Raw genomic sequence first — 20,726 nt, forward strand, 5'->3', positions numbered from 1 at the left:
CGCACACCGACCGCTTCCCACCGAGGACCGCCCATGTCTCTGGCCGTAGTCGACACCATCGCCGACCTGGTCGGCTCAACTCCCCTCCTGCGGCTGCCCCTTGAGGGCACGGACGCCCGGGTGCTCGCCAAGCTGGAGTGCGCCAACCCGCTGTCCAGCATCAAGGACCGGGCCGCCCTGTTCATGCTCCGGGCCGCCGAGGGACGCGGTGAACTACGGCCCGGTGACACCGTGGTGGAGTCGACGTCCGGCAACACCGGTATCGCCCTGGCCGCGTTGGCCGTCGCCCGCGGCTACCGGTGCCTGATCGTGCTGCCCGACAACGCCACCCAGGAACGCGTCCTGACCCTGCGGATGCTGGGCGCCGAGGTCGAGTTCACCGACCACACCCTCGGGTTCGCGGGCTGCGTGGAGCGCGCCGAGAAGCTCGCGGCCGACCTCCCCCACTCCTGGTACGCGAGCCAGCACACCAACCCCGACAACGTACGGGCCCACTACTCGACCACAGGACCGGAGATCTGGCAGGCCACCGAGGGCCAAGTCACCCACCTGGTCTGCACGGTGGGCACCGGCGGCACGCTCACCGGCACCGCGCGTTACCTGCGCGAACGCAACCCGGAGCTGCGGGTCGTGGCCGTAGAACCCACCGGATCCGCGCTGCTGTCGGGCGGCGAGCCCGGCCCGCACCGCATCCCCGGTCTCAACGGCGGCTTCATCAGCCCGGTCACCGACGTCGAGTTGATCGACGAGGTGATCGCGGTCTCCGACGAGGACGCGGCGGCCGCCACCCGCGCGATCGCGGCCCGCACCGGACTCCTCGTCGGCATCTCCTCGGGCGCCGCCGCCCACGGCTGCGCCGAACTGGCCCGCCGCCACGACCTGTCGGACGCCACCGTGGTGACCGTCTTCCCCGACACCGGCGAGCGGTACCTCAGTTGGTGGCCCACGGACGCTGAGGAGGGGCGGTGAACTTCAAGGAGCTGCACCCCAACCTCCGGCTGCGCATAGGCGTCGCCTTCGTCCAGCGGTTCTTCGACATCATGCTCGTCCCGCTGATGGTGATCCACTTCGCGAAGCTCTACGGCGCCGCGACCGCCGGCCTCATGACGCTGGTCGTGGCCCTCGCCGCCATCACCTGCAACCTCGTCGGCGGCCACCTCTCGGACACCTACGGCCGCCGCCCGGTCCTGCTCGGCGGCGAACTCGGCGCCTGTCTCGCCTACGCGGGCCTCGCGTTCGTGGCCTCACCGGCCGGTGGCGGCAACGGAGTTGTCCTCTACGCGCTGTACCTGCTCGCCGCCTGCTCGGCGGGTACCGCGCTGCCCGCGAACGACGCGATGCTCGTCGACGTCACCTCCGTCGAGTCCCGCACCGCCATCTACACGATCAACTACTGGTCCACGAACATGGCGTTCATGCTGGGCTCGCTCGTCGGCGGCTTCTTCTACTACGGCTACTTCTTCCAACTCCTCGCGGCAGCAGCCGTATGCCTCGGCGCGGTCTTCACCACCACCTTCCTCGGCATCAAGGAGACGGCACCCGCGGACGGCGTGGAGAACCCGCGCGGGGTCAAGTCCGCGCTCACCGGCTACGTCTCCGTCGTACGCGACCGCGTCTTCCTGCGGCTCATCGTCGCCGCCCTGCTGATCCGCTCCATCGAGGTGCAGATCTCGTCGTCGATCGCGGTACGCCTCGGCGACCACTTCACCACCCAGGACCTCATCGACCTCGGCCCGTGGCACGTGCGCGTGAACGGGGTCAACATGCTCGGCATCATGCGGGCCGTCAACACCCTGCTGGTCGTGTGCTGCGCGCTGTGGGTCGGCAAGCTGCTCGGCAAGGTCGGCGAACGGCGCCGGCTGATGGGTGGGATCGTCGTGTTCACCGCGGGCTACATGGTGTGGGCGGTCAGCGGCGACGCCTGGACCCTGATCGTCGCGACCTTCGTGGTCACGGCGGGCGAGCTGATGAACGCCCCGGTGAAACAGACCCTGTTGGCCAACTCCGTGCCGGACGCCGCCCGCACCAAGTACATGGCCGCGTACGGCCTCCAGGTCCGCCTCGGCCTGCTCGTCGGCTCCCTCTGCGTGACCGTCAGCGCCCTCGTCCCGCCCTGGGGCATGGCCGTCGTCTACGCCGTCTTCGGCCTCGCCGCGATGGCCCTGTACCAGTCGCTGTTCCGCGCCCAGGACGCCCGCACGGCCGCGGTCGCCCACCCGGTGCCGACCGCTACTTGAGCCGTAACCGCCGTATCCCGCACCCCTCCTGCGCATCTTCCTGAAAGGGCCCAGCAGTGACCGAGAACAACCGGATCCTCATGGTCCAGCCGTACCGCCAGCTGGTGGAGAAGGCCGTGGCCGCCGGCTTCGAGGTCGTCTCGATCTGGGACCCGACGCTCCAGACGCCGGACTACCTGCGCGAAGTGGCAAGCAGTTCCGTCGAGTTGCTGTACGCCGACTTCACCGACGAGCCCGCCCTGCGCACCCTGATCCGTGAGAGCGCCCTGGCTCACGACGTGGCGCACGTGCTGCACCTCGGCAAGGAGTCCACGATGCTCCCGGCCGCCCTGGAGGCCGACGCCCTGGGCCTCGCCCTCAACCCGCCCGAGGCGGTCCGCCGCCTCAACGACAAGGCGGCGATGCGCGCACTCCTCGCCGAGCACGGCCTCTCCCCGATGCGCAGCGCGGTGACCGACACCCCCGCCGAAGTCCCCGCACTCCTACGGGACTTCGGCTACCCGGCGATCGTCAAGCCGACCCGCCTGCAGGGCAGCGCGGGCGTCCGCCTGGTCCGCACCCCCGACGAACTCCACGCCTGGCAGACGGAGTTGCGGACCTTCGCCTACGACGGTCCCGTGGTCGTGGAGGAGTTCCTCGACGGCCCCGAGTTCAGCGTCGAGACGCTCAGCGCGGCCGGTGTCCACCAGGTCGTCGGCATCACCGCCAAGCAGGTCACGGACGGTCCCCTGTTCGTGGAGACGGGCCAGCTCTTCCCGGCCCCGCTCCCCGCCGAAACCGCCGTGGAGATGGGCGAGTTGGTGACGGCCCTGCTCGACGCGGCCGGACACCGCTTCGGCCCCGCCCACACCGAGATCATCCTGACCGCCGACGGACCGCGCATCGTCGAGTCGCAGGCCCGGCTCGGCGGCGACCGCATCCCGCACCTGATCCGCGTCGCCACCGGCTTCGACATCGAGGCGGCGATCTTCGAGGCACTCGCGGGCCGCCCCTTCGTACCCGGGGCCGCCGTCCGCTCGGCCGCGATCTCCTTCTTCCAACTGGAGCCGGGCCGTATCGAGAAGCTCCAAGGTGATGACTCCATAAGGGAGTTGGCGTACGTGCACGACGTGCGCTTCCCCTACGGACCCGGCGACGAACTCCCCGTCACCGTGCACTCCGGAAGCCGCCACGGGTTCGTCGTGGTCGAGGGAGCCGACGCACGGGAGACCGAGGAACGGGCTAGTACGGCAAAGGAGTTGCTGCGGGTGACGTACACCTCGGCACTCCTGAACGCCGTACAGCCGCAGAACGCGCAGCCGATGGTGCCCGAGCGCACCCTGCTCCTCCTCGGACATCTCACCGAACCACTTCGCATCGCCAAGTCCCTCGGCCTGAACGTGATCCTGATCCAGCACAAGGACAAGTTCGACCCGGAACAGGCGAAGCTCGCCGACGTCACCTTCGTCGCCGACTTCACCGACTGGGCCGTGGTGGAACCGCTGGCCAGGGCCGCCCACCAGGTGTGGAACTTCGCCGCCGTGCTCTCCCTGACCGAACCGGGACTGGAGATCGCGGGCCGGATCAACGACCTGTTCGGGCTGGGCGGAACGGGCTACGAGACGGCCAGGCTGCTGCGCGACAAGCTGGCGATGCGCCGCCATCTCGCGCACGTGGCACCGGAGTTCGCGATCGGCGCCGGTCCGCTGACCGACCGGGAGAGCCTCGCCGCGTTCGGCCCGGCGCACGGCTACCCGTTCGTGGTGAAGCCGGTCGACCTGACCGCCGGGTTCGGCATCTTCAAGGTGTCCGGACCCGAGGACGTCGACACGGTGTGGCAGCACATCGAGGCGCTGCGCTCGGGCGGGGTGGACCGGGGCACCACGCTCTACCAGGTCGGCGGCTACCTCATGGAGGAGTACATCCCGGGCCCCGAGTTCAGCGTCGAGACCTTCAGCTTCGGCGGCCGGCACGTCGTCGTCGCGATCACCGAGAAGCTCGTCGACGAGACCCACTTCGCGGAACTGGGCCACGCGATGCCGGCCAGACTGACCGCGGACAAGGAACGGCGCATCGAAGAGGCCGTAGCGACCTTCCTCGACGCGGTCGGCCTCAAGGACGGCCCCGGACATACCGAGTTGAGGCTCTCCCCGCGCGGGCCGCTCGTCATCGAGGGCCACAACCGCAACGGCGGCGGCCGCATCCAGACCCTCGTCGAGGCGGCCTACGACATCGACCTCGTGCGGTACACCCTCGCCTGGCCCTTCGGCCTGGCCGAGCCGCTGCCCGCCCGCCCCGAGCCACGCGCCGCGGGCTGCGTACGCGGCCTGATCGGGCACCCCGGCACGGTCGCCGAGATCACCGGCGCCGAGGAACTCCGCGCCCACCCCGACGTCCTCGCCGTCGACATCGCCGCCCGCAAGGGCTCCGTGCTCCGCGCCGCCCGCGACAACTGGGACCGCCTCGGCCTGATCGCCGTCACCGCCCCGACCACCGACAAGGCGGTGCTGCTGTGCGAGGAGTTGGCGGCGACCGGCCTGACGGTACGCATGGAGACGGAAGAGGAGGCGCGGGCATGACGGTCGTCGTACTGCACCGGCGGTCCCTGGGGGATCTGCCCTACGGGGAGTGGCTCGGCGGGGACGCGATCGTGGTGGACTCCTCCAGCACCGCCGCCGACTCCGACTCCGCCACCGCCGAACTCGCCGTCCTGAGTCTCGCGTCGAACACGCACATCACCGCCCTGGTCGCCCTGCACCCCGACGACCAGATCCGCGCCGGTTCGCTCCGCGACCACCTGGGTCTCGCCGGGCAGACCCGGGACGAGGCCGTGGTCGGCGCCGACGCGATCCGGGCGGCCGAGCTGCTCGGTGGAGCCGGTGTGCCCGTCGTACGGCGGGTGCCCGCCGCCACGATCCCCGATCTGTACCGGGCTGCCCACGCCTGGGGATATCCCCTACGGGTGCGGCGCGGGCGCGGACCCGAGCGGGCGGTCGTCGCCGACCTCGCGGACGAGACCGCGCTGCGTGTCTTCGCCCGGGGCGGTCTCGCCGAGGGCGACACGGCCGCGACCGCCGGGCTCACCGTCGAACCCGCGACGAGCGGACCCCGGCACCACGGCCCCGGCAACCCCGCCACCGACGCGGCCCTCGCGGTGCTGCCCGCCGTAGCGGGTCATCCGCTGGAGATCGAGGCCGTACGCGACGCGTCCGGCACCTGGCGCGTCGACACCGTCCGCTACACCGGACGTACCGCCGACGCACGCCATCTCGTGTGCGCACAGGCACGGCAGCTCGAAAGCGTGGAGGCGGTCTGAATGAGTGTGCTCGTCCTGCATCAGGTCGGATCGCTGCACGCGGTCCCCTACGACACCTGGTTCGCCGACCACGCCGGTGACGTCCTGCTGCTCGCCTCGCGCGAGAACCTGGACCGGGTGGGGGAGCAACTCCCGCTGTCCGGCGCCGGATACGCGTACACCGAGGCGGTCGTCGGCTACGACACGAGTGGGCGTCTCGAAGAGCGCGCTCTCGACCTCGCTCGCGAGTACGGCGTCACCCACGTCGTCGCCCCGCACGAACGGGACCTCGAACGGGCCGCCGTACTGCGGAAGATACTCGGCCTGCCCGGTCAACGCACCGAAACCGTCCTGCCGTTCAGGGACAAGTCCCTGATGAAGGAGCTCGCCGCGGCGGCCGGGGTGCGGGTGGCCGCGTACCGGGAGATGGAGACGGCGACCGACATCGTGGCGTTCGCCGACTCGCACGGCTTCCCCGTGGTCCTCAAGCCGCGTGACAGCGCGGGCTCGGTCGGCCTCCATATCCTGCACAGCCGCGAGGAGTTGGACACCTACCTCGCCGAGGACTTCGACCTCTACGGCCCCGACCTGCCGAACCTCATCGCCGAGGAGTACGTCCCCGGCCCGCTCTGTCACATCGACGGACTGGTGCTCGGCGGCCGGCTCGCGCTGGCCTGGCCCTCGCAGTACCAGTACGCCCTCGCCACGTACGCCACCGACACCGGACCCCGGATCGACCTCACCCTCGACGTCGACGACCCGCTGTCCCACCGGTTGCTCGCGTTCACGGAGCGGCTGCTCGCGGCGCTGCCGGGACCGGAGAACTTCGCCTTCCACGCGGAGGTCTTCCACACGCCCGACGACGAGCTGGTGCTCTGCGAGATCGCCTGCCGCACGGGCGGTGCCGCGATCCGCGACATCGTCACCCTGCTGTTCGGCGCGGACCCCACGGAGAGCTGGCTGCGCGCCGAGCTGGGCCTGCCGGTGGCCATTGAGCAACTCCCCGCCGGTGAACGGCCGTTGCCGCGCACCATGACCGGCCAGCTGGTGCTGATGAAGCGCCCGGGACGGGTGGCCGCCGTACCGGACACCGCACCGTCCGACTTCCCCTGGATCGAGCGGTTCCGGGTCTTCGTGAAGCCCGGCCAGACCATGACGGCGGCCCGGACCTCCTCCGACTTCCTGTGCACGGTGCTGGTCTCGGGTCCCGACCGGGCGGCCGTGGAGGAGCGGTTGCGGCAGGTCGAGACCTGGTTCCTGGAGCAGCTCGTGCTCGAAGACGCCTGACCCACTCCTGACACCCTTGAGGACACCGTGCCCCAGCCCATCGCCGACAGCATCGCCGACCTGGTCGGCTCAACTCCTTTGATCCGCCTGCGCGTTGACGAAGCCGCCGACGGTGTAAGGGTGTTGGCCAAACTGGAGTCCGTGAACCCGCTGTCCAGCATCAAGGACCGGGCCGCCCTGTTCATGCTGCGGGCCGCCGAGGAACGCGGCGAACTGCGGCCCGGCGGCACAGTCGTCGAGGCGACCTCGGGCAATACGGGCATCGCGCTGGCCGCCCTCGCCGCCGCGCGCGGCCACCGCTGTGTGATCGTGCTGCCCGACAGCGCCACCGCCGAACGGACCGCCCTGCTGGGTGCGTTGGGCGCCGAGGTCGTCCGCACCCCGCGCGAGACCGGCTACCAGGGCGCGATCGCCCGCGCCGAGGAGATCCACGCGGCCACACCAGGCTCCTGGTTCACCCGCCAGCACGAGAACGAGGACAACGTCCGCGCGCACTACGAGACGACGGGCCCCGAGATCTGGGCGGACACCGGCGGCCGGGTCGACGTCCTGGTGTGCGGGGTCGGCACCGGCGGCACCCTGACCGGCATCGCCCGCTACCTCAAGGAGCGCAACCCCGCGGTGCACGTTGTCGCGGTGGAGCCGGAGAACTCCCCGGTGCTGTCGCGCGGTTCGGCGGGCCGGCACCGCATCCCCGGCCTGAACGGCGGCTTCGTCGCCGCCACCACCGATGTCTCCCTCATCGACGAGGTCGTCACCGTGCCCGACGCGGACGCCCTGCACACGGCCCGTGAACTCGCGCGCGGCCAGGGCGTGTTCGTCGGCGTCTCCTCCGGCGCGGCCGTGCACGCCTGTACCCGGCTCGTCGCCAAGCCCGAGTACGCGGGCCGGACCGTCGTCACCGTGCTGCCCGACACCGGCGAGCGCTACCTCAGCCTGTGGCAGGACGACACCACCCCAACACCCCTGACAGCAAGGAGCATTGACATGCCGGTGATCACCGTCGACTGGTGGCAGGGCAACGACCGTGCCGCCCGCGCCGAACTCGTGGCCGAACTGACCGCCACCGCCTCCCGCATCGCGGGCTGTCCCAAGGAGGCCGTGACCGTCCTCGTCCGGGACGTGGCGCACGATCACTGGGGCAGCGGCGGCACCCTCGCCGACGAACTCGTCGGACCGGACCGGTCGTCGGCCGACACGTGAGGTGCGGAGCCGACCGGCGGCTGCTCCTCGTCCAGCCCTGCCACACCTCGGTGGTCAGGGCCGTGGCCGCCGGGTTCCGGGTCTGGTCGGTGCAGGACCCGGCGCTGTGCGCACCGCACTGCCTCGCCGAGACCGAACGGCTCTCGCAGGCCCTGCTGTTGACCGACACCGGCGAGCCGGTGGCCCTCGCCGCCCTGCTGGGCAGGACCGCCCGCCGGCACGGCATCGCCCAGGTGCTGCACCTGGGCGACCGGCGCCGTAGGGCCGCCGCGCGCGCCGCCGCCGACGCGGCGGGGCCGTCGACGACCAGCCCGCAGTCCGTGCGCCGGATCTGCGACCGCACCGCGATGCGCCGCCTGCTGAACGAGGACGGCCGCTCGGTGGTGCGCGCCCGAGAAGCCCGGTCGGTGGGGGAAGTCCCGGCTCTGGTGCGGGCGTTGGGGCTGCCGCTGGTCGTCAAGCGGACCGACGCGGCGGGCGGTCACCACGTCACCCGGATCGGCTGCGCGGAAGACCTGGCGGCCTGGACGGCCCGCCGGCAGGTGGACGCGGCGCCGGGACCCTACCTGCTGGAGGAGTATCTCGCCGGACCCGTCTTCGGGGTGCACACCCTGACGGTCGACGGCGCCCACCACGTCCTCGCCCTCACGGCCCGGCACCCTGCGGGCGGACCCGTCACCGAGCTGTACCCGGCTCCGCTGGACACCCAGGTGCGGTCCGAACTGCGGTCGGCGGCACGGGCGTTGCTCGACCTCGCCGACTACCGCTCCGGGCTCGCGTACATCCGGCTGGTGCTCACCGAGCGGGGTGCCCGCGTGGTCGCCGCCGAGGCGTCCTTCGTCTGCCGTGATCCCGGACTCCCGCGCGCCGGCGGGGGGTTCGATCCCGACCTGTGGCTGTTCCGCACCCTCGCCCGGGAACAGCCGGTGACCAGCGGTACTCGCACGGTATCGCTTCGGGATCGCTCGACGGCACCATGAGGGACGTCGAACGACATCACCACCACAGGGGGGAAGAGCGATGCGCAGGAAGACGGTCGGGCTCATAGGGATCGTGGCGGCGGTTCTGGTACTGGGCTGGGGGACGGCCACGGATCTGCCGGCGAACAACGGCGGCCCCGACACGGTGGTGGCGGCCCCGCTGAACAACGGCGGCCCGGACTTCATCTCCGGCTGACGGCACGACAGTGCCCCGCACCCGTACGTCCGGGTGCGGGGCACAACCGTAGCCCCGTCGTGGGCAGTTGAGGGTCAGCCGGGCCCCTCCGACATGGCGGGCATGTCCATCGACGCGAACAGCTCGTCGGCCTGCGTGCGGTGCAGGCGCGCCGTCGCGCCGTCGCCGAGCGCGGCGGCCGCGTGCGCCATCCCGTCGTGGGCGCGGGCCAGTTCCACCCGGTACTCGATGGCGCCGGCCCGCCGCGCGGCGCTCCGGTGCAGCTCCAGGGCCTGCGCGTGCGCGCCGCGCTGCCGGTGCATCCGGCCGACGATGTTCTCGACGTCACAGCACCGCAGCGCCGTACCGCGCTCCCGCACCAGGTCCAGGGCCTGCTCCGCGTACGCCGACGCGGCGCGCTGCCGGCCCAGGCGCTGCTCGGCGTCGGCGGCGAGCGCGAGGGTGAGCGCCAGGTCCTCCGGGAACGAGGACTCGTCCCCGACGGACATCGCCTCGCCGAGGCACGCCCTGGCCCGCTCGGGCTCGCCGAGGCCGAGCAGGGCGATCGCCAGGTCGTTCAGGGCCGGGATCTGGCTGACCGGCTCACCGAGCGCGCGGCGCAGCTCGACGGCCCGCTCGGCCGCGGCCGCCGCCTCCTCGTACCGGCCGAGCCAGGCGCAGACGGTACTGAGGTTGCACAGGGCCATCTCCTTGCGCATCGCGTTCTCGTGCAGCTCGATGCTGCGGACCAGGTTGTCCCGGCCCTCCTTCAGATGACCGAGGCAGCTGTGCAGCAGCCCCAACTGGTCGAGGCTGACGGCCTGCCCATGGACGTCACCGGCCGACCGTGCGATCCGCAGGGCCTCCTCGGCCGAGGCGAGGCCGTCGCGGAACTTGCCGAGCTTCCAGTGCGAGGACGTCAGGTTGGACAGTCCGGCGCGCAGCGCGGAGGGGTCGCCGAGCCGGCGGGCGGAGGCCACGGCGAGGACGGCCACGTTCTCGTACTCGTCGAACGAGCCGCGCAGGTTCAGATAGAACATGGCGTTGCGGGCGAGCTGCCCGGTCTGCACGTCCAGGCCCTGCTCATGGGCGACCGTCACCGCGGACAGCAGCGCGGAGTGCTCCTGGTCGAACCAGCCGCGCGCCTGCTCCACCCCGTGCAGCGGCGGCAGTTCGGCCACGTCCGCGGGGGCCGGTGTGGCATGCCGGGCCCGGCGCGGGAACAGCACCGCGCACGCCTGCTCGGAGGCCGCCACGTAGTAGTCGAGGACCCGCTCCAGCGCGGCGTGGTCGGTGGCCCGGGCGGCGTCGGTGCGCAGACTCTGCGCGAAGCTGCGCACCAGATCGTGCAGCGTGTACTGCCCGAGCGTGTGCTGCTGCACCAGATGCACGTCGAGGAGCCGCTCCAGGATGTCCTCGGCGGTGTGCCGGTCCGTGCCGAGCAGCGCGGCGCCGGAGTGCACGTCGACCTCGGTCCCCGGATGCAGCCCGAGCAGCCGGAAGGCCCGGCGGTGTTCCTCCTCCATCGCCTGGTACGACAGCTGGATGGTCGCCGCGACACTGCGCTCGCCCGAACTCAGCTCGCCCAGCCGCCGTGTCTCGTCGCACAGCCGGTCGACCAGGTACTGCACGGTCCAGCGCTGGCGGTTGCGCAGCCGGGCGCTCGCGATCCGCAGGGCCAGCGGCAAGTGGCCGCACAGCTCGGCCAGTTCGGCGACGGCCTCCGGCTCCGCCGAGGTCCGCCGCTCGCCGAGTGTCTCCGCGAGCAGGGTCAGGCTCTCCTCGGGCGGCATCACCCCGAGCGAGATCCACTCGGCGCCGTCCAGGTCCATCAGCCGCGCCCGGCTGGTGACCAGGACCAGACAGCCGGGCGAGGCCGGGAGCAGCGGCCGGACCTGGCTGGAGTCACTGGCGTTGTCCAGCAGGAGCAGCACCCGCCGGCCCGCGAGGGTGGCCCGCCACAGCGCCGCCCGGCCGCCCTCGTCCTCGGGGACGCGCTGGTCGGGGACGCCGAGGGTGCGCAGCAGCGCGCCGAGCACGGCGGTCGGCTGGAGGGGTTCCTCGCCGGGCGAGTAGCCGCGCAGGTCGAAGCAGAGCCGCCCGTCCGGGTACTGCTCGGCGAGCTGGTGGGCGGCCCGCACCGCGAGGGAGGTCTTGCCGCTGCCGCCCATGCCGTCGACGGCCACGATCCGCGTCCCGTCACAGGGCTCGGCGGCGTGCCGCAGCAGGGTGCGCAGCTCCTCCTCGCGGCCGGTGAAGTCCGAGAGGTCGTAGGGGAGCGTGGACAGTGACGGAGCGGTGGCGGGGACCTGCGGTCCCGCGGCGGGTGGCAACTGCGGTTCGGGGCCGGTCAGTTCGTCGCTGTCGCGCAGGATCGCCTCGTACAGCTTGGTCAGCCGGGGGCCCGGGTCGATGCCGAGCTCCGCGACGAGCAGGTCGCGCACCCGGCCGTACTCCTCCAGGGCCTCGGCGGCCCGGCCCGAGCGGTACAGGGCGAGCATCAGCTGGCCGCGCAGGGTCTCGCGCAGCGGGTGTTCGACGATCAACCCGCGTAGCTCCACGACGAGTTCGCCGCTCTCGCCCTGGTCGAGGCGGAGCTGGAAGAGCTGCTCGGCGGCGGCCAGCCGGCGCTCGTCGAGGGCGGTGGCCGCGGCGTCGAGGGTGGTGCCCCCGGAGCCCGCCAGGACGGGCCCGCGCCACAGCGCGAGCGCCCCGCGCAACAGGTCGGCGGCCCGGGCGGCACCACCCGCGGCGAACTGCTCGCGGGCCTCGCCGGTGAGCCGGGTGAAACGGCTGAGGTCGAGCTGCTCGTCGGCGACGGCGGCACGGTAGCCGGGCCCGTCCGTGACCAGCAGTGCGGCCCCGCCGGGTATCCGGCGGCGCAGATCGGCGACGGCCTTGCGGATCTGGTGGACGGCCGTCGCGGGCGGCTCCTCGTTCCACGCGGCCTCGACGAGACGCGTTACCGGCACGACACGTCCGGGCTCCAGCAGCAGGGTGACGAGGACCCGTTCCTGGATCGGCCCGCCGAGCCGCAGACGCTGCTGGTCGGCCCAGATCTCCAGCGCGCCCAGGATGTTGAAGTGCACAGCCTGCGGTGCTGCTCCGGTCAACGCGTCCCCTGCCCCCATGAAACGTGCCGAAGCCCAGGTAGGGGCTTCGGCTGCGCAGCCTAGGCCCAGGTGAAGGCTTTGGCTGTATACGGACATTAACTGTTCACAGACAGTCGTTGTACCGACCCGCGAGGTGATGGGCAGCACACCCCAAACCACCCCATCCGTCCGCCCCGCCGCGAAACCCCGTGCCCCCGCCCCGCCCGCCCGGCGACAATGGTCCGGTGCGGTACAGAATCCTGGGCAGCACCCGGGCGGACGACGAACAGGGCACCGGCGTATCCCTCGGCGGTGCGCGGCTGCGCGCCCTGCTCACCGCGCTCGCCCTGCGCCCGGGCCGGATCGTCCCCTTCGGCACCCTGATCGACGAGGTGTGGGCGGACGACCCTCCCCAGGACGCCCCGGCCGCCCTCCAGGCCCTGGTCGGCCGCCTCCGCCGCACCCTCGGTAAAGACGCGATCGCCTCCGACCCCGGCGGCTACCGTCTCGCGGCCACCCGGGACGACGTCGACCTGTTCGTCTTCGAACACCTCACCCGCAGGGGTACGGCCGCCCTCGACCGGGGCGACGCGACCACCGCCGCCCGCGACCTCGCCGAAGCGCTCGCCCTGTGGCGCGGGCCCGCGCTCGCCGACCTCCCGGACCGCTCCGCCGCCGCCCGCCCGGACGCGCTGCGTCAGGAGGCGACCCGCGCGCGGGCCGAAGCCGACCTGCTGCTCGGCCGCGCCGCCGACGTCGTACCGGAACTGAAGGAACTGACCGCGGCGCATCCCTACGACGAACCTCTGCACGCCCTCCTCATCCGCGCCCTGCGCGCCTGTGGCCGCGGGGCCGACGCGCTCGCCGCGTACGAGGCGGCCCGGCGCGCGCTCGCCGAGGGGCTCGGCACCGACCCGGGGCCCGAACTCCGCGCCCTGCACGGGGAGTTGCTCACCTCGACGGCACCGGCGAGTACGACGCCCCCGGCACCGGGACGGCTCGAACGCAACGGCAACCTACGTCCACGTCTCACCTCTTTCGTGGGCCGGGAACCCGAGATCGCCGCCATCCGTTCCGAAGTGCACAGGGCCCGCCTCGTCACCCTCACCGGACCGGGCGGCTCCGGAAAGACCCGTCTCGCCGAGGAAGCCGCCGCCGGGCTCCCGCAGGCGTGGCTCGTCGAGCTGGCCCGGCTCGACCGGCCGGAGGCGGTGCCGGGCGCGGTGGTCAGTGCCCTCGGTCTGCGCGAGACCGCGCTGCTGACCACCGAGCTGGTGAGCACGCAGGACGACCCGGTCGCCCTGCTGGTGGAGTACTGCGCCTCGCGCGGCCGACTCCTGATCCTTGACAACTGCGAACATGTCATCGGCGCGGTGGCCGACCTCGCCGAGACCCTCCTGACCCGCTGCCCGGGGCTCACGATCCTCGCCACCAGCCGTGAACCCCTGGGCGTCCCCGGCGAGTCCGTGCGCCCGGTCGAACCCCTCGTCCCCGACCAGGCGCACCGCCTCTTCACCGAGCGCGCCGCCACCGTCCGCCCCGACGCGCGGGCCGTCCTCCAGGACACGGAGGCGGTCGCGGAGATCTGCCGCCGCCTCGACGGTCTGCCCCTCGCCATCGAACTCGCCGCCGCCCGGCTCCGGTTGCTCACCCCGCGCCAGATCGCCGACCGCCTCGACGACCGCTTCCGCCTCCTCACCTCCGGCAGCCGCACGGTCCTGCCCCGCCAGCAGACCCTCCGTGCCGTCGTCGACTGGTCCTGGGAACTGCTCGACGAGCCGGAGCGCACGGTGCTGCGCGAGGTCTCCGTGTTCGCCGGCGGCTGGGACCTCGCGGCGGCCGAGGCCGTGTGCACCGGCCCCGCGGCCCACCTCATCGGCTCCCTGGTCGACAAGTCCCTGATCGTGGCCACCCCCGGGGACACGGACGGCGGCATGCGCTACCGCATGCTGGAGACCATCCACGAGTACGCCCTGGAGCGCGCCGCCGAGACCCCCGAGCTGCGCGCCGCCGCCGAGCGCAGGCACCGCGCGTGGGTGCTCGCCCTCGTCGAGGAGGCCGAGCCGCTCCTCCGCTCGGGCGACCAACTCCCGTGGATAGCCCGCCTGGAGACCGAGCTGGACAACATCCGGACGGCCCTCACCCGCTCCGTCGCCGCGCGCGACGAGGTGGAGGCGAGCGCCCTGGTCCTCGCCGTCGGCTGGTTCTGGTGGCTGCGCAACTACCGCACCGAGGGCGCGGAATGGGTGATCCGCGTCCTCGACCTGGCCACACCGGAGGGTTCCGCCCAGGACCCGTACGAGGCCTACGTCGCCGACCCGGAGGCGGACGCCCGGCACCCCCTGCACACCCGGCGGATGGACCTCCGGCTGCTGAACCTCTTCCTCAGGGCCGAGTCCGAGCTCCTGGGCCGGACGGAGGACGGCCTGCGGGACGAGCGCATGTGGCAGTACATGCAGCTGATCCAGGGGTACTTCGCCGCCGGAGGCCCGCAGTCGGCCCGTATGCCGGGACTCATCTGGCCGCTCACCGCCTACTTCCTCACCGAGTCGATGGACATCCGGCCCGCCATGGAGGCGGCGGTCGTCAACGCCCGTGCCCACGGCGGCGACTGGGAGAACGCCGTCATGCTGATGTTCCGCACCCACCTCCTCGTCGACTCACCGGGCGGCATGGCCGGCATCGACGAGGACCTGAAGGCGCTGAAGGTGCTCTGCCGACGCGTCGGCGACCGCTGGGTGCGCGCCCAGGTGTCCAGCGCGGTCGGCGAGGCCGCCATGGTCCGCGGCCGCTTCGAGGAGGCGCGGACGGAGTACGAGGAGGCACTGGCGCTCGCCTACGAGGTCGGCGCCAACACCGAGACCCCGTTCCTCATCGCCCGCCTCGCCGAACTCGCCTTCCGCGCGGGGGACCGCGACGGCGCGCTGGCGGGCCTGGACCGGGCGACCGAGGAGTCCGACCGGCACGGCGTGGCGGACGCCCGCACCTTCGTCCTGATGCTGCGCGCGCACATCGCCCTGGAGGACGGACAGGTCGCCCGCGCACGGGAGTTGAGCGACCTGGCCACGACGGAGAGCCAGAAGGGCACACCCCCACCGCAGTTCAGGGCCGGCCTGAACGCGGTCGCCGCCCTGGTCACCGCCGCCGAGTCCGGCCCGGCACGCGGCCGCGAGCTGATGACCGCCACCCTGCGCGAGGCCGTCGACCAGGACTGCGCCGACGCGCTGATCGCGATGCTGGTGGACCAGACGGCCCTGCTCTCCGCCGACCTCGGCGAACTCCCGCGCGCGGTACGCCTGTTGGCCGCCGGCGACCACTGGCGCGGCGGCCACCCGCGCCCCATGCCGGAGCGCGCCCGCGTCGAGCAGACCGAGGCCGTCGCCCGCACCGCCCTGGGCGCCGAGCGCTACGCCGCCGAACGCGCCCGCGGCGAGACCCTCACCCTGGACGAGGTCCTGGCGGAGCTGCCCGCCCCGGCACCGCGCCCTACTGGCACGTGAACTTCGACTCCGCCCAGTCCGCCAGCGCCAGGTTGTCGAAGGAGCTGTGCGGTTCGACCACGAGCCGTACGGTCCTGCGCCCGGCGATGTTCACATGCACCGGCACCGCGGGATCCCCGCCGTCGATCTCCCCGGACCGCCACAGCCGCACCCCGTCGGCGTACACCGCGAAGTACACCTTGCCGATCCCCAGCATCATGTCGTCGACGCCGACCGTCGCGTCGTAGGAGACGCACTGGCGGTTGAGGTCGATCGTGACGGAGGACCGGCCGTGCACGGTCGCGCCGTGCGCGTAGCGCGTGCCGCCGATCGAGACGCCGTAGCGCTGCCACACCCAGCTGCTCTGGCCGAGCTGGATCTCCGGGGCGGTGCCGTCGCCGTTGACGTTGTACGAGAGCTCGCTGACCTGGAAGATCGTCGGCGCGGGTGGGGGTGTCGGGGTCGGGGTGGGCGTGGGCGTCGGGGTGGGCCTGGGGGTCGGCTTCGGAGTCGGGGTGGACTTCGGGGCGGGTGTGGGCTTCGCCCGGGGTGTGGGCTTGGGTGTGGGGGGCGGAGTGGGTGTCGGCCGGGGCTTCAACACCGCTGGTTCCGGGGCGGGTTGTTTCTTCGGGGGCGTCGGGGGCGTCGACTCGGGCTTCGCGATGGGCGAGGACGAGGGTGCCGGTTTCGCCTCGGGCTTCTTCGCGGGGGTGTGGGTGCTGCCGGCCAGCGCGAGGGCGATCGCCGCCGCTGCCGCCGTGGCGACCACACCGGCCGCGATGCCCGCCTTCACCGGGGCGCCGAGCCCCTCGGAGGCAGCCGCGCCCCCGGCACCGGCACTGCCGGACGAACTCCCGCCCGCAGCGGCCGCGGCGCCCGCGGCACCGGCCGCGCCCGCGCTCGCACCGCCGGCGATGAGCGCGACCGCCTTGGCGTACCCGGCGGCGCCGAACCAGCCGATGACCGCGACCGGGACGACCGCCGGGATACCGCTGGCGACCTCCTCGATCTGCAGCGCGGCCAGCCGGCACTTGGCGCACTCCTCCAGGTGCTTGCGCAGCCCCCGTTCGGCACGCGTGCGCAGCCGGCGGCGGGCGTAGGTGCCGAGCTGGTCGGCGTAGCGCGCGCACTCCTCGTCGTCGGTGAGGGTCGCGCTGACATGGGCCTGGAGATAGGCCTGCTTGAGACCCTCGCGGGCCCGACTGGCCAGCACGCGCGTGCCGTTGGCGTCGAGCCCGAAGAGCGTGGCGACCTCGCTCGGCGACTCGTCCTCGACCTCGGTGTGCCACAGCACGGCCTGCCAGCGCTCGGGCAGCGACCGGAAGGCCTGCATCGCCATCGACTGCTCGGCCACGTGCATGGCCCGGACATCGGCGCCGAGATCGATCGTGTCGTCGTCCGACACCTCCGACACCCGAGCGGACTGCGCGGCGAACACCGCGAAGTCGTCGACGAGTTGCTCCCGCTTCGCCGACTTCGTCCAGTTCGCGGCGACGCGCCGGACCGAGGTCAGCAGATAGGCGCGTACGGCGTGCTCGGGCCCCGAACCGCCGCGCACCGCCTGCAACATGCGGGCGAACACCTCGGCGGTGAGATCGTCGGCGGTGTGCCCGTCCCGGCAACAAGTCCGCGCATACCGGCGCACGGCGTCAGCGTGGCGCCGGTACAGCTCCTCGTACGCCGTGTCGTCACCGGCGCGCATCCGCTCGATCAGCGAGGCGTCGGCGGCCGGCATCTCCAACGGCGTCAGCGGCGGAGGCAGCACACTCCCCTCGCGCTGCGGCGGCACGCTGCCCTCGCCGGGTTCGAAACCCGGGGGGAGACCACTGGGCCCGCCCTGACTCGGCACCTGTGGTGAGGTCAGCCCACCGGCCTCCGGGTCACCGTCACCCAGTGACTCGTCCCGCCCGTCAACGCTCATCGCGGAAAGCCCCCGCCGCCTGCCAAGCCAGTCCAACCAGTCCCGAACACCGGGTCAGCGTAGCCATATTGGCTTTTGTTCAGGACCCCGTCGTACGGACCATCCACTCATCCGTGGGGACTTCCCGCACCGCAGTACTAGCGTTCACCCCTCCGGGGAAGGCTCAACTGTCGCGCCCGGAAAGGGAGTTGGTGACGGTGACTGAAATGCCCGGAACGTTCCCTGGCGTCACGAGGGGCGCGGGCGGTGCGGTACCCGCGCCCCACAGTCACCTATTCGAGTCACCGTGCCAACGCGGGCCGGCAAATTCAGCCTGTCCGGCACCTCTCAACGCAGGCCGGCATCAATCGGCCCGTCCGGCAGCTCTTCGACTCGGGTCGGCAAAATCCAGCCCGTCCGGCGTTTGAGGACGAGGCCCCTTCAGCGCCGACGGGGGTCTGGGGGCGCAGCCCCCAGAAGACGCCCGCACCGACACCGGGCGCCACTCCATCGCCCGCCGAGTCACCCCGCCGCCCTCACAACGGCCGCGACCGCAACCCCTCCAACAGGATGTCCAGCAACCGCGCCGACGCCGCCGCCTGCTGCGCGGCATCCGGCAACGAGGGAGCTGCCGTAGCGATCACCAGCAGCACATCCGACACCGAGACATCCGCCCGCAACTGCCCCGCAGCCCGCGCCCGATCGACCAGCTGCCCCACGACCTCCAGCAGCGCGGTCGCCCCGGCGTCGTACTCCGAGGACAAAGCCCCCGAGGACTCCTCCGGCACCAACCGCAGCTCACCCGTGCCCGGCTGCGTCCGCTGCTGCGGCACCCGCGCCTCGTCGAGGAGGGCAGCACCCTCACCCTCCTCGGCGACGCCGACCCGCAGCACCTGCGGCGGCAGCAGCCGCCCGGCGCCCGAGGCCACCGACGTCCGCAGGAAGCGCGACAGCGCCGACCACGGCTCGTCCTCCTGGCCGAGCGCCGAACGCGCCTGGTCGGTCAGTCGGGAGGTCTCCTCCTCGGCTATCCGGCGCACCAGGACGTCCTTGCTCGGGAAGCGCCGGTACACCGTGCCGACACCGACCCGCGCGCGTCGCGCCACGTCCTCCATCGGCGCGCCGTAGCCCAGCTCGCCGAAGACCTCACGCGCCGCCCGCAGCACGTGCTCCAGATTGCGCTGTGCGTCCACCCGCAACGGCGTCGTCCGCGAGGAGTCCCCGCGTCCGTTCGCCGCCGTTCCGACCGCGCCGCCGGATGCGACGGCTGACGCGGATGTCCAATGAGAATCCTGAATATGCATACACGTTCCCCCGGTTAATGACGTCTCCCCCCGGAGACTCCCCGCCATCGGCAGCCGGAGCATCGTGAGACAAGCCCGGTTCGCGAGCCCCGCTCTTCGCGGACTCGCTGAGCACATCCCCCTTCACCCCGTCGACACACGAACATAGTTGAGAGGGGGTCAATTCAGAAGGGGCAGGTTCCGCACGGAGCGCCCCCCGATCGGAGTACGGGTCGCATACGTCCCGATTGCACCCCGGGGCACCACCCCGATCACCCCCACTGACCTGCGAACCTGCCCGCCGCGACGGCAATTCCGGCGCCCGTGCGCGCCCTCCGTCGCCGGTCACACAATTTGTCGAGGCTGTGGACAAACTCAAGCGCCGGGTGCGTCATGGGATGGTGAAGGAACGCGCGCGCATTCTCGTTGTCGGTGGCGGCTACGTCGGGATGTACACAGCCCTGCGCCTTCAGAAGAAGTTGAAACGTGAAATCAAGCGCGGGCAGGTCGAGATCACCGTAGTCAGTCCCGACCCTTACATGACGTATCAGCCGTTTCTCCCCGAGGCCGCCGCCGGTTCGATCTCCCCCCGCCATGTCGTCGTCCCGCTGCGCCGCGTCCTCGGCCAATGCCGGGTCGTCATCGGCGAGGCCACCGCCATCGACCACGGCAAGCGCACCGCGACCCTCAGCACCCTCGCCACCGAGGAAGAGGGCACGGGCACCGAGGAGTTGGCGTACGACGAACTCGTCCTGGCCCCCGGCTCGATCTCGCGCACCCTCCCGATCCCCGGTCTCGCCGAGCACGGCGTCGGCTTCAAGACCGTCGAGGAGGCCATCGGCCTGCGCAACCACGTCATCGAGCAGATGGACATCGCCTCCTCCACGCGCGACCCCGCGATCCGCGACGCGGCCCTGACCTTCGTCTTCGTAGGAGGCGGTTACGCCGGCGTCGAGGCGCTCGGCGAGCTGGAGGACATGGCCCGCTACGCCGTGCGCTACTACCACAACGTCGACGCCGACGACCTGAAGTGGATCCTCGTGGAAGCCTCGAACCGCATCCTCCCGGAGGTCGGCGAGGAGATGGGCACCTACACGATCACCCAGCTGCGCCGCCGCAACATCCAGGTCCTCCTGGAGACCCGCCTCGAATCCTGCGTCGACCGCGTCGCCGTCCTCAGCGACGGCCAGCAGTTCCCCACCCGCACCCTCGTGTGGACGGCCGGCGTGAAACCCCACCCCGTCCTCGCCGCCACCGACCTCCCGCTCAACGCGCACGGCCGCCTCAAGTGCACCGCCGAGCTGACGATCGAGGGCGTCACGCACGCGTGGGCAGCGGGAGACGCGGCAGCCGTCCCCGACGTCACCGCCTCCGACCCCGGCACCGAGACCGCCCCCAACGCCCAACACGCCGTACGCCAGGCCAAGATCCTCGGCGACAACATCGCGCACTCCCTGCGGGGCGAGCCCCTTCGGACGTACGCCCACAAGTACGTCGGCTCGGTCGCCTCCCTGGGACTGCACAAAGGCGTCGCGCAGGTCTACGGACGGAAGCTGAAGGGCTACCCTGCCTGGTTCATGCACCGCGTCTACCACCTGAGCAGGGTCCCCACCTTCAACCGCAAGGCCCGTGTGCTCGCCGAATGGACCCTGGCGGGGCTCTTCAAGAGGGAGATCGTTTCTCTCGGTTCACTCGAACATCCCCGAGCGGAGTTCGAACTCGCGGCCGGTGGAAAGCCTCCACACGACCCGAAGGGGTCGAACTGACCGGACCGAGGAACTCCACCGGCCGCCGAGGCGTCTGACGAATGTCGCTC

At 72.1% G+C, this 20,726-nt stretch carries 13 protein-coding genes and 1 pseudogene; 11 read left to right on the forward strand and 3 right to left on the reverse strand.

From position 1 onward, the window contains the following. Positions 1-33: 33 nt before the first annotated feature. From OG504_RS28525 to OG504_RS28565, 9 genes and pseudogenes are all read left to right on the forward strand, one after another. Entirely contained in the window at positions 34-969 is a 936-nt protein-coding gene (locus OG504_RS28525) for a PLP-dependent cysteine synthase family protein (protein WP_405992358.1), read from the forward strand. After that, on the forward strand, positions 966-2,237 hold the full coding sequence (locus OG504_RS28530) for an MFS transporter (protein ID WP_405992359.1): 1,272 nt from the start codon (positions 966-968) through the stop codon (positions 2,235-2,237). The genes OG504_RS28525 and OG504_RS28530 overlap by 4 nt, the downstream gene beginning before the upstream one ends. A 56-nt stretch (positions 2,238-2,293) precedes the next feature. Continuing rightward, complete coding sequence (locus tag OG504_RS28535) at positions 2,294-4,795, forward strand: ATP-grasp domain-containing protein (protein ID WP_405992360.1); 2,502 nt, start codon at positions 2,294-2,296, stop codon at positions 4,793-4,795. Beyond that, the gene (locus tag OG504_RS28540; protein WP_405992361.1) at positions 4,792-5,532 is read left to right on the forward strand and encodes a hypothetical protein; all 741 of its coding nucleotides are present in this window, start codon (positions 4,792-4,794) and stop codon (positions 5,530-5,532) included. The genes OG504_RS28535 and OG504_RS28540 overlap by 4 nt, the downstream gene beginning before the upstream one ends. After that, on the forward strand, positions 5,533-6,798 hold the full coding sequence (locus OG504_RS28545) for a hypothetical protein (RefSeq protein ID WP_405992362.1): 1,266 nt from the start codon (positions 5,533-5,535) through the stop codon (positions 6,796-6,798). It begins immediately after the preceding gene. A 27-nt stretch (positions 6,799-6,825) separates the two neighbouring features. Beyond that, positions 6,826-7,746, forward strand: a pseudogene (cysK, locus tag OG504_RS28550) (cysteine synthase A); the annotation flags it as partial. A gap of 39 nt (positions 7,747-7,785) precedes the next feature. Then, positions 7,786-8,001 carry a 4-oxalocrotonate tautomerase family protein gene (locus OG504_RS28555; RefSeq protein ID WP_405841516.1) on the forward strand — a complete coding sequence of 72 codons (216 nt, stop codon included), beginning with the start codon at positions 7,786-7,788 and terminating at the stop codon, positions 7,999-8,001. Continuing rightward, entirely contained in the window at positions 7,998-8,981 is a 984-nt protein-coding gene (locus OG504_RS28560) for an acetyl-CoA carboxylase biotin carboxylase subunit family protein (RefSeq protein ID WP_405992363.1), read from the forward strand. Before OG504_RS28555 ends, OG504_RS28560 begins: the two co-directional genes overlap by 4 nt. 40 nt (positions 8,982-9,021) lie before the next feature. Continuing rightward, complete coding sequence (locus OG504_RS28565; RefSeq protein ID WP_405992364.1) at positions 9,022-9,177, forward strand: hypothetical protein; 156 nt, start codon at positions 9,022-9,024, stop codon at positions 9,175-9,177. Positions 9,178-9,251: 74 nt separating this feature from the next. On the opposite strand, the gene OG504_RS28570 is transcribed toward OG504_RS28565, so the two are convergent. Next, positions 9,252-12,269, reverse strand: a complete 3,018-nt coding sequence (locus OG504_RS28570) for an AfsR/SARP family transcriptional regulator (protein WP_405992365.1) — start codon at positions 12,267-12,269, stop codon at positions 9,252-9,254. A gap of 224 nt (positions 12,270-12,493) precedes the next feature. Here OG504_RS28570 and OG504_RS28575 point away from each other — a divergent pair, with 224 nt between their 5' ends. Beyond that, positions 12,494-15,748, forward strand: coding sequence for a BTAD domain-containing putative transcriptional regulator (locus tag OG504_RS28575; protein ID WP_405992366.1), 3,255 nt, complete (start codon positions 12,494-12,496; stop codon positions 15,746-15,748). Here OG504_RS28575 and OG504_RS28580 read toward each other — a convergent pair. Together OG504_RS28580 and OG504_RS28585 are read right to left on the reverse strand one after the other, a co-directional pair. Next, positions 15,735-17,648: a sigma-70 family RNA polymerase sigma factor gene (locus tag OG504_RS28580; protein WP_405992367.1), complete on the reverse strand. Its 1,914-nt coding sequence runs from the start codon at positions 17,646-17,648 to the stop codon at positions 15,735-15,737. The genes OG504_RS28575 and OG504_RS28580 overlap by 14 nt on opposite strands. 515 nt (positions 17,649-18,163) lie before the next feature. Continuing rightward, complete coding sequence (locus OG504_RS28585) at positions 18,164-18,931, reverse strand: TetR/AcrR family transcriptional regulator (protein ID WP_405992368.1); 768 nt, start codon at positions 18,929-18,931, stop codon at positions 18,164-18,166. A 377-nt stretch (positions 18,932-19,308) separates the two neighbouring features. Between OG504_RS28585 and OG504_RS28590 the strand changes: the two genes are divergently transcribed. Next, positions 19,309-20,676, forward strand: a complete 1,368-nt coding sequence (locus OG504_RS28590) for an NAD(P)/FAD-dependent oxidoreductase (RefSeq protein WP_405992369.1) — start codon at positions 19,309-19,311, stop codon at positions 20,674-20,676. Positions 20,677-20,726: the final 50 nt, after the last annotated feature.

Source organism: Streptomyces sp. NBC_00986, from assembly GCF_045162565.1.
Classification (GTDB): domain Bacteria; phylum Actinomycetota; class Actinomycetes; order Streptomycetales; family Streptomycetaceae; genus Streptomyces.

Coding starts and splice junctions, on each gene's coding strand:
- OG504_RS28585 (WP_405992368.1), bottom strand. CDS start 18,931: ATGCATATTCAGGATTCTCATTGGACATCCGCGTCAGCCGTCGCATCC.
- OG504_RS28590 (WP_405992369.1), top strand. CDS start 19,309: ATGGTGAAGGAACGCGCGCGCATTCTCGTTGTCGGTGGCGGCTACGTC.
- OG504_RS28525 (WP_405992358.1), top strand. CDS start 34: ATGTCTCTGGCCGTAGTCGACACCATCGCCGACCTGGTCGGCTCAACT.
- OG504_RS28565 (WP_405992364.1), top strand. CDS start 9,022: ATGCGCAGGAAGACGGTCGGGCTCATAGGGATCGTGGCGGCGGTTCTG.
- OG504_RS28540 (WP_405992361.1), top strand. CDS start 4,792: ATGACGGTCGTCGTACTGCACCGGCGGTCCCTGGGGGATCTGCCCTAC.
- OG504_RS28545 (WP_405992362.1), top strand. CDS start 5,533: ATGAGTGTGCTCGTCCTGCATCAGGTCGGATCGCTGCACGCGGTCCCC.
- OG504_RS28580 (WP_405992367.1), bottom strand. CDS start 17,648: ATGAGCGTTGACGGGCGGGACGAGTCACTGGGTGACGGTGACCCGGAG.
- OG504_RS28555 (WP_405841516.1), top strand. CDS start 7,786: ATGCCGGTGATCACCGTCGACTGGTGGCAGGGCAACGACCGTGCCGCC.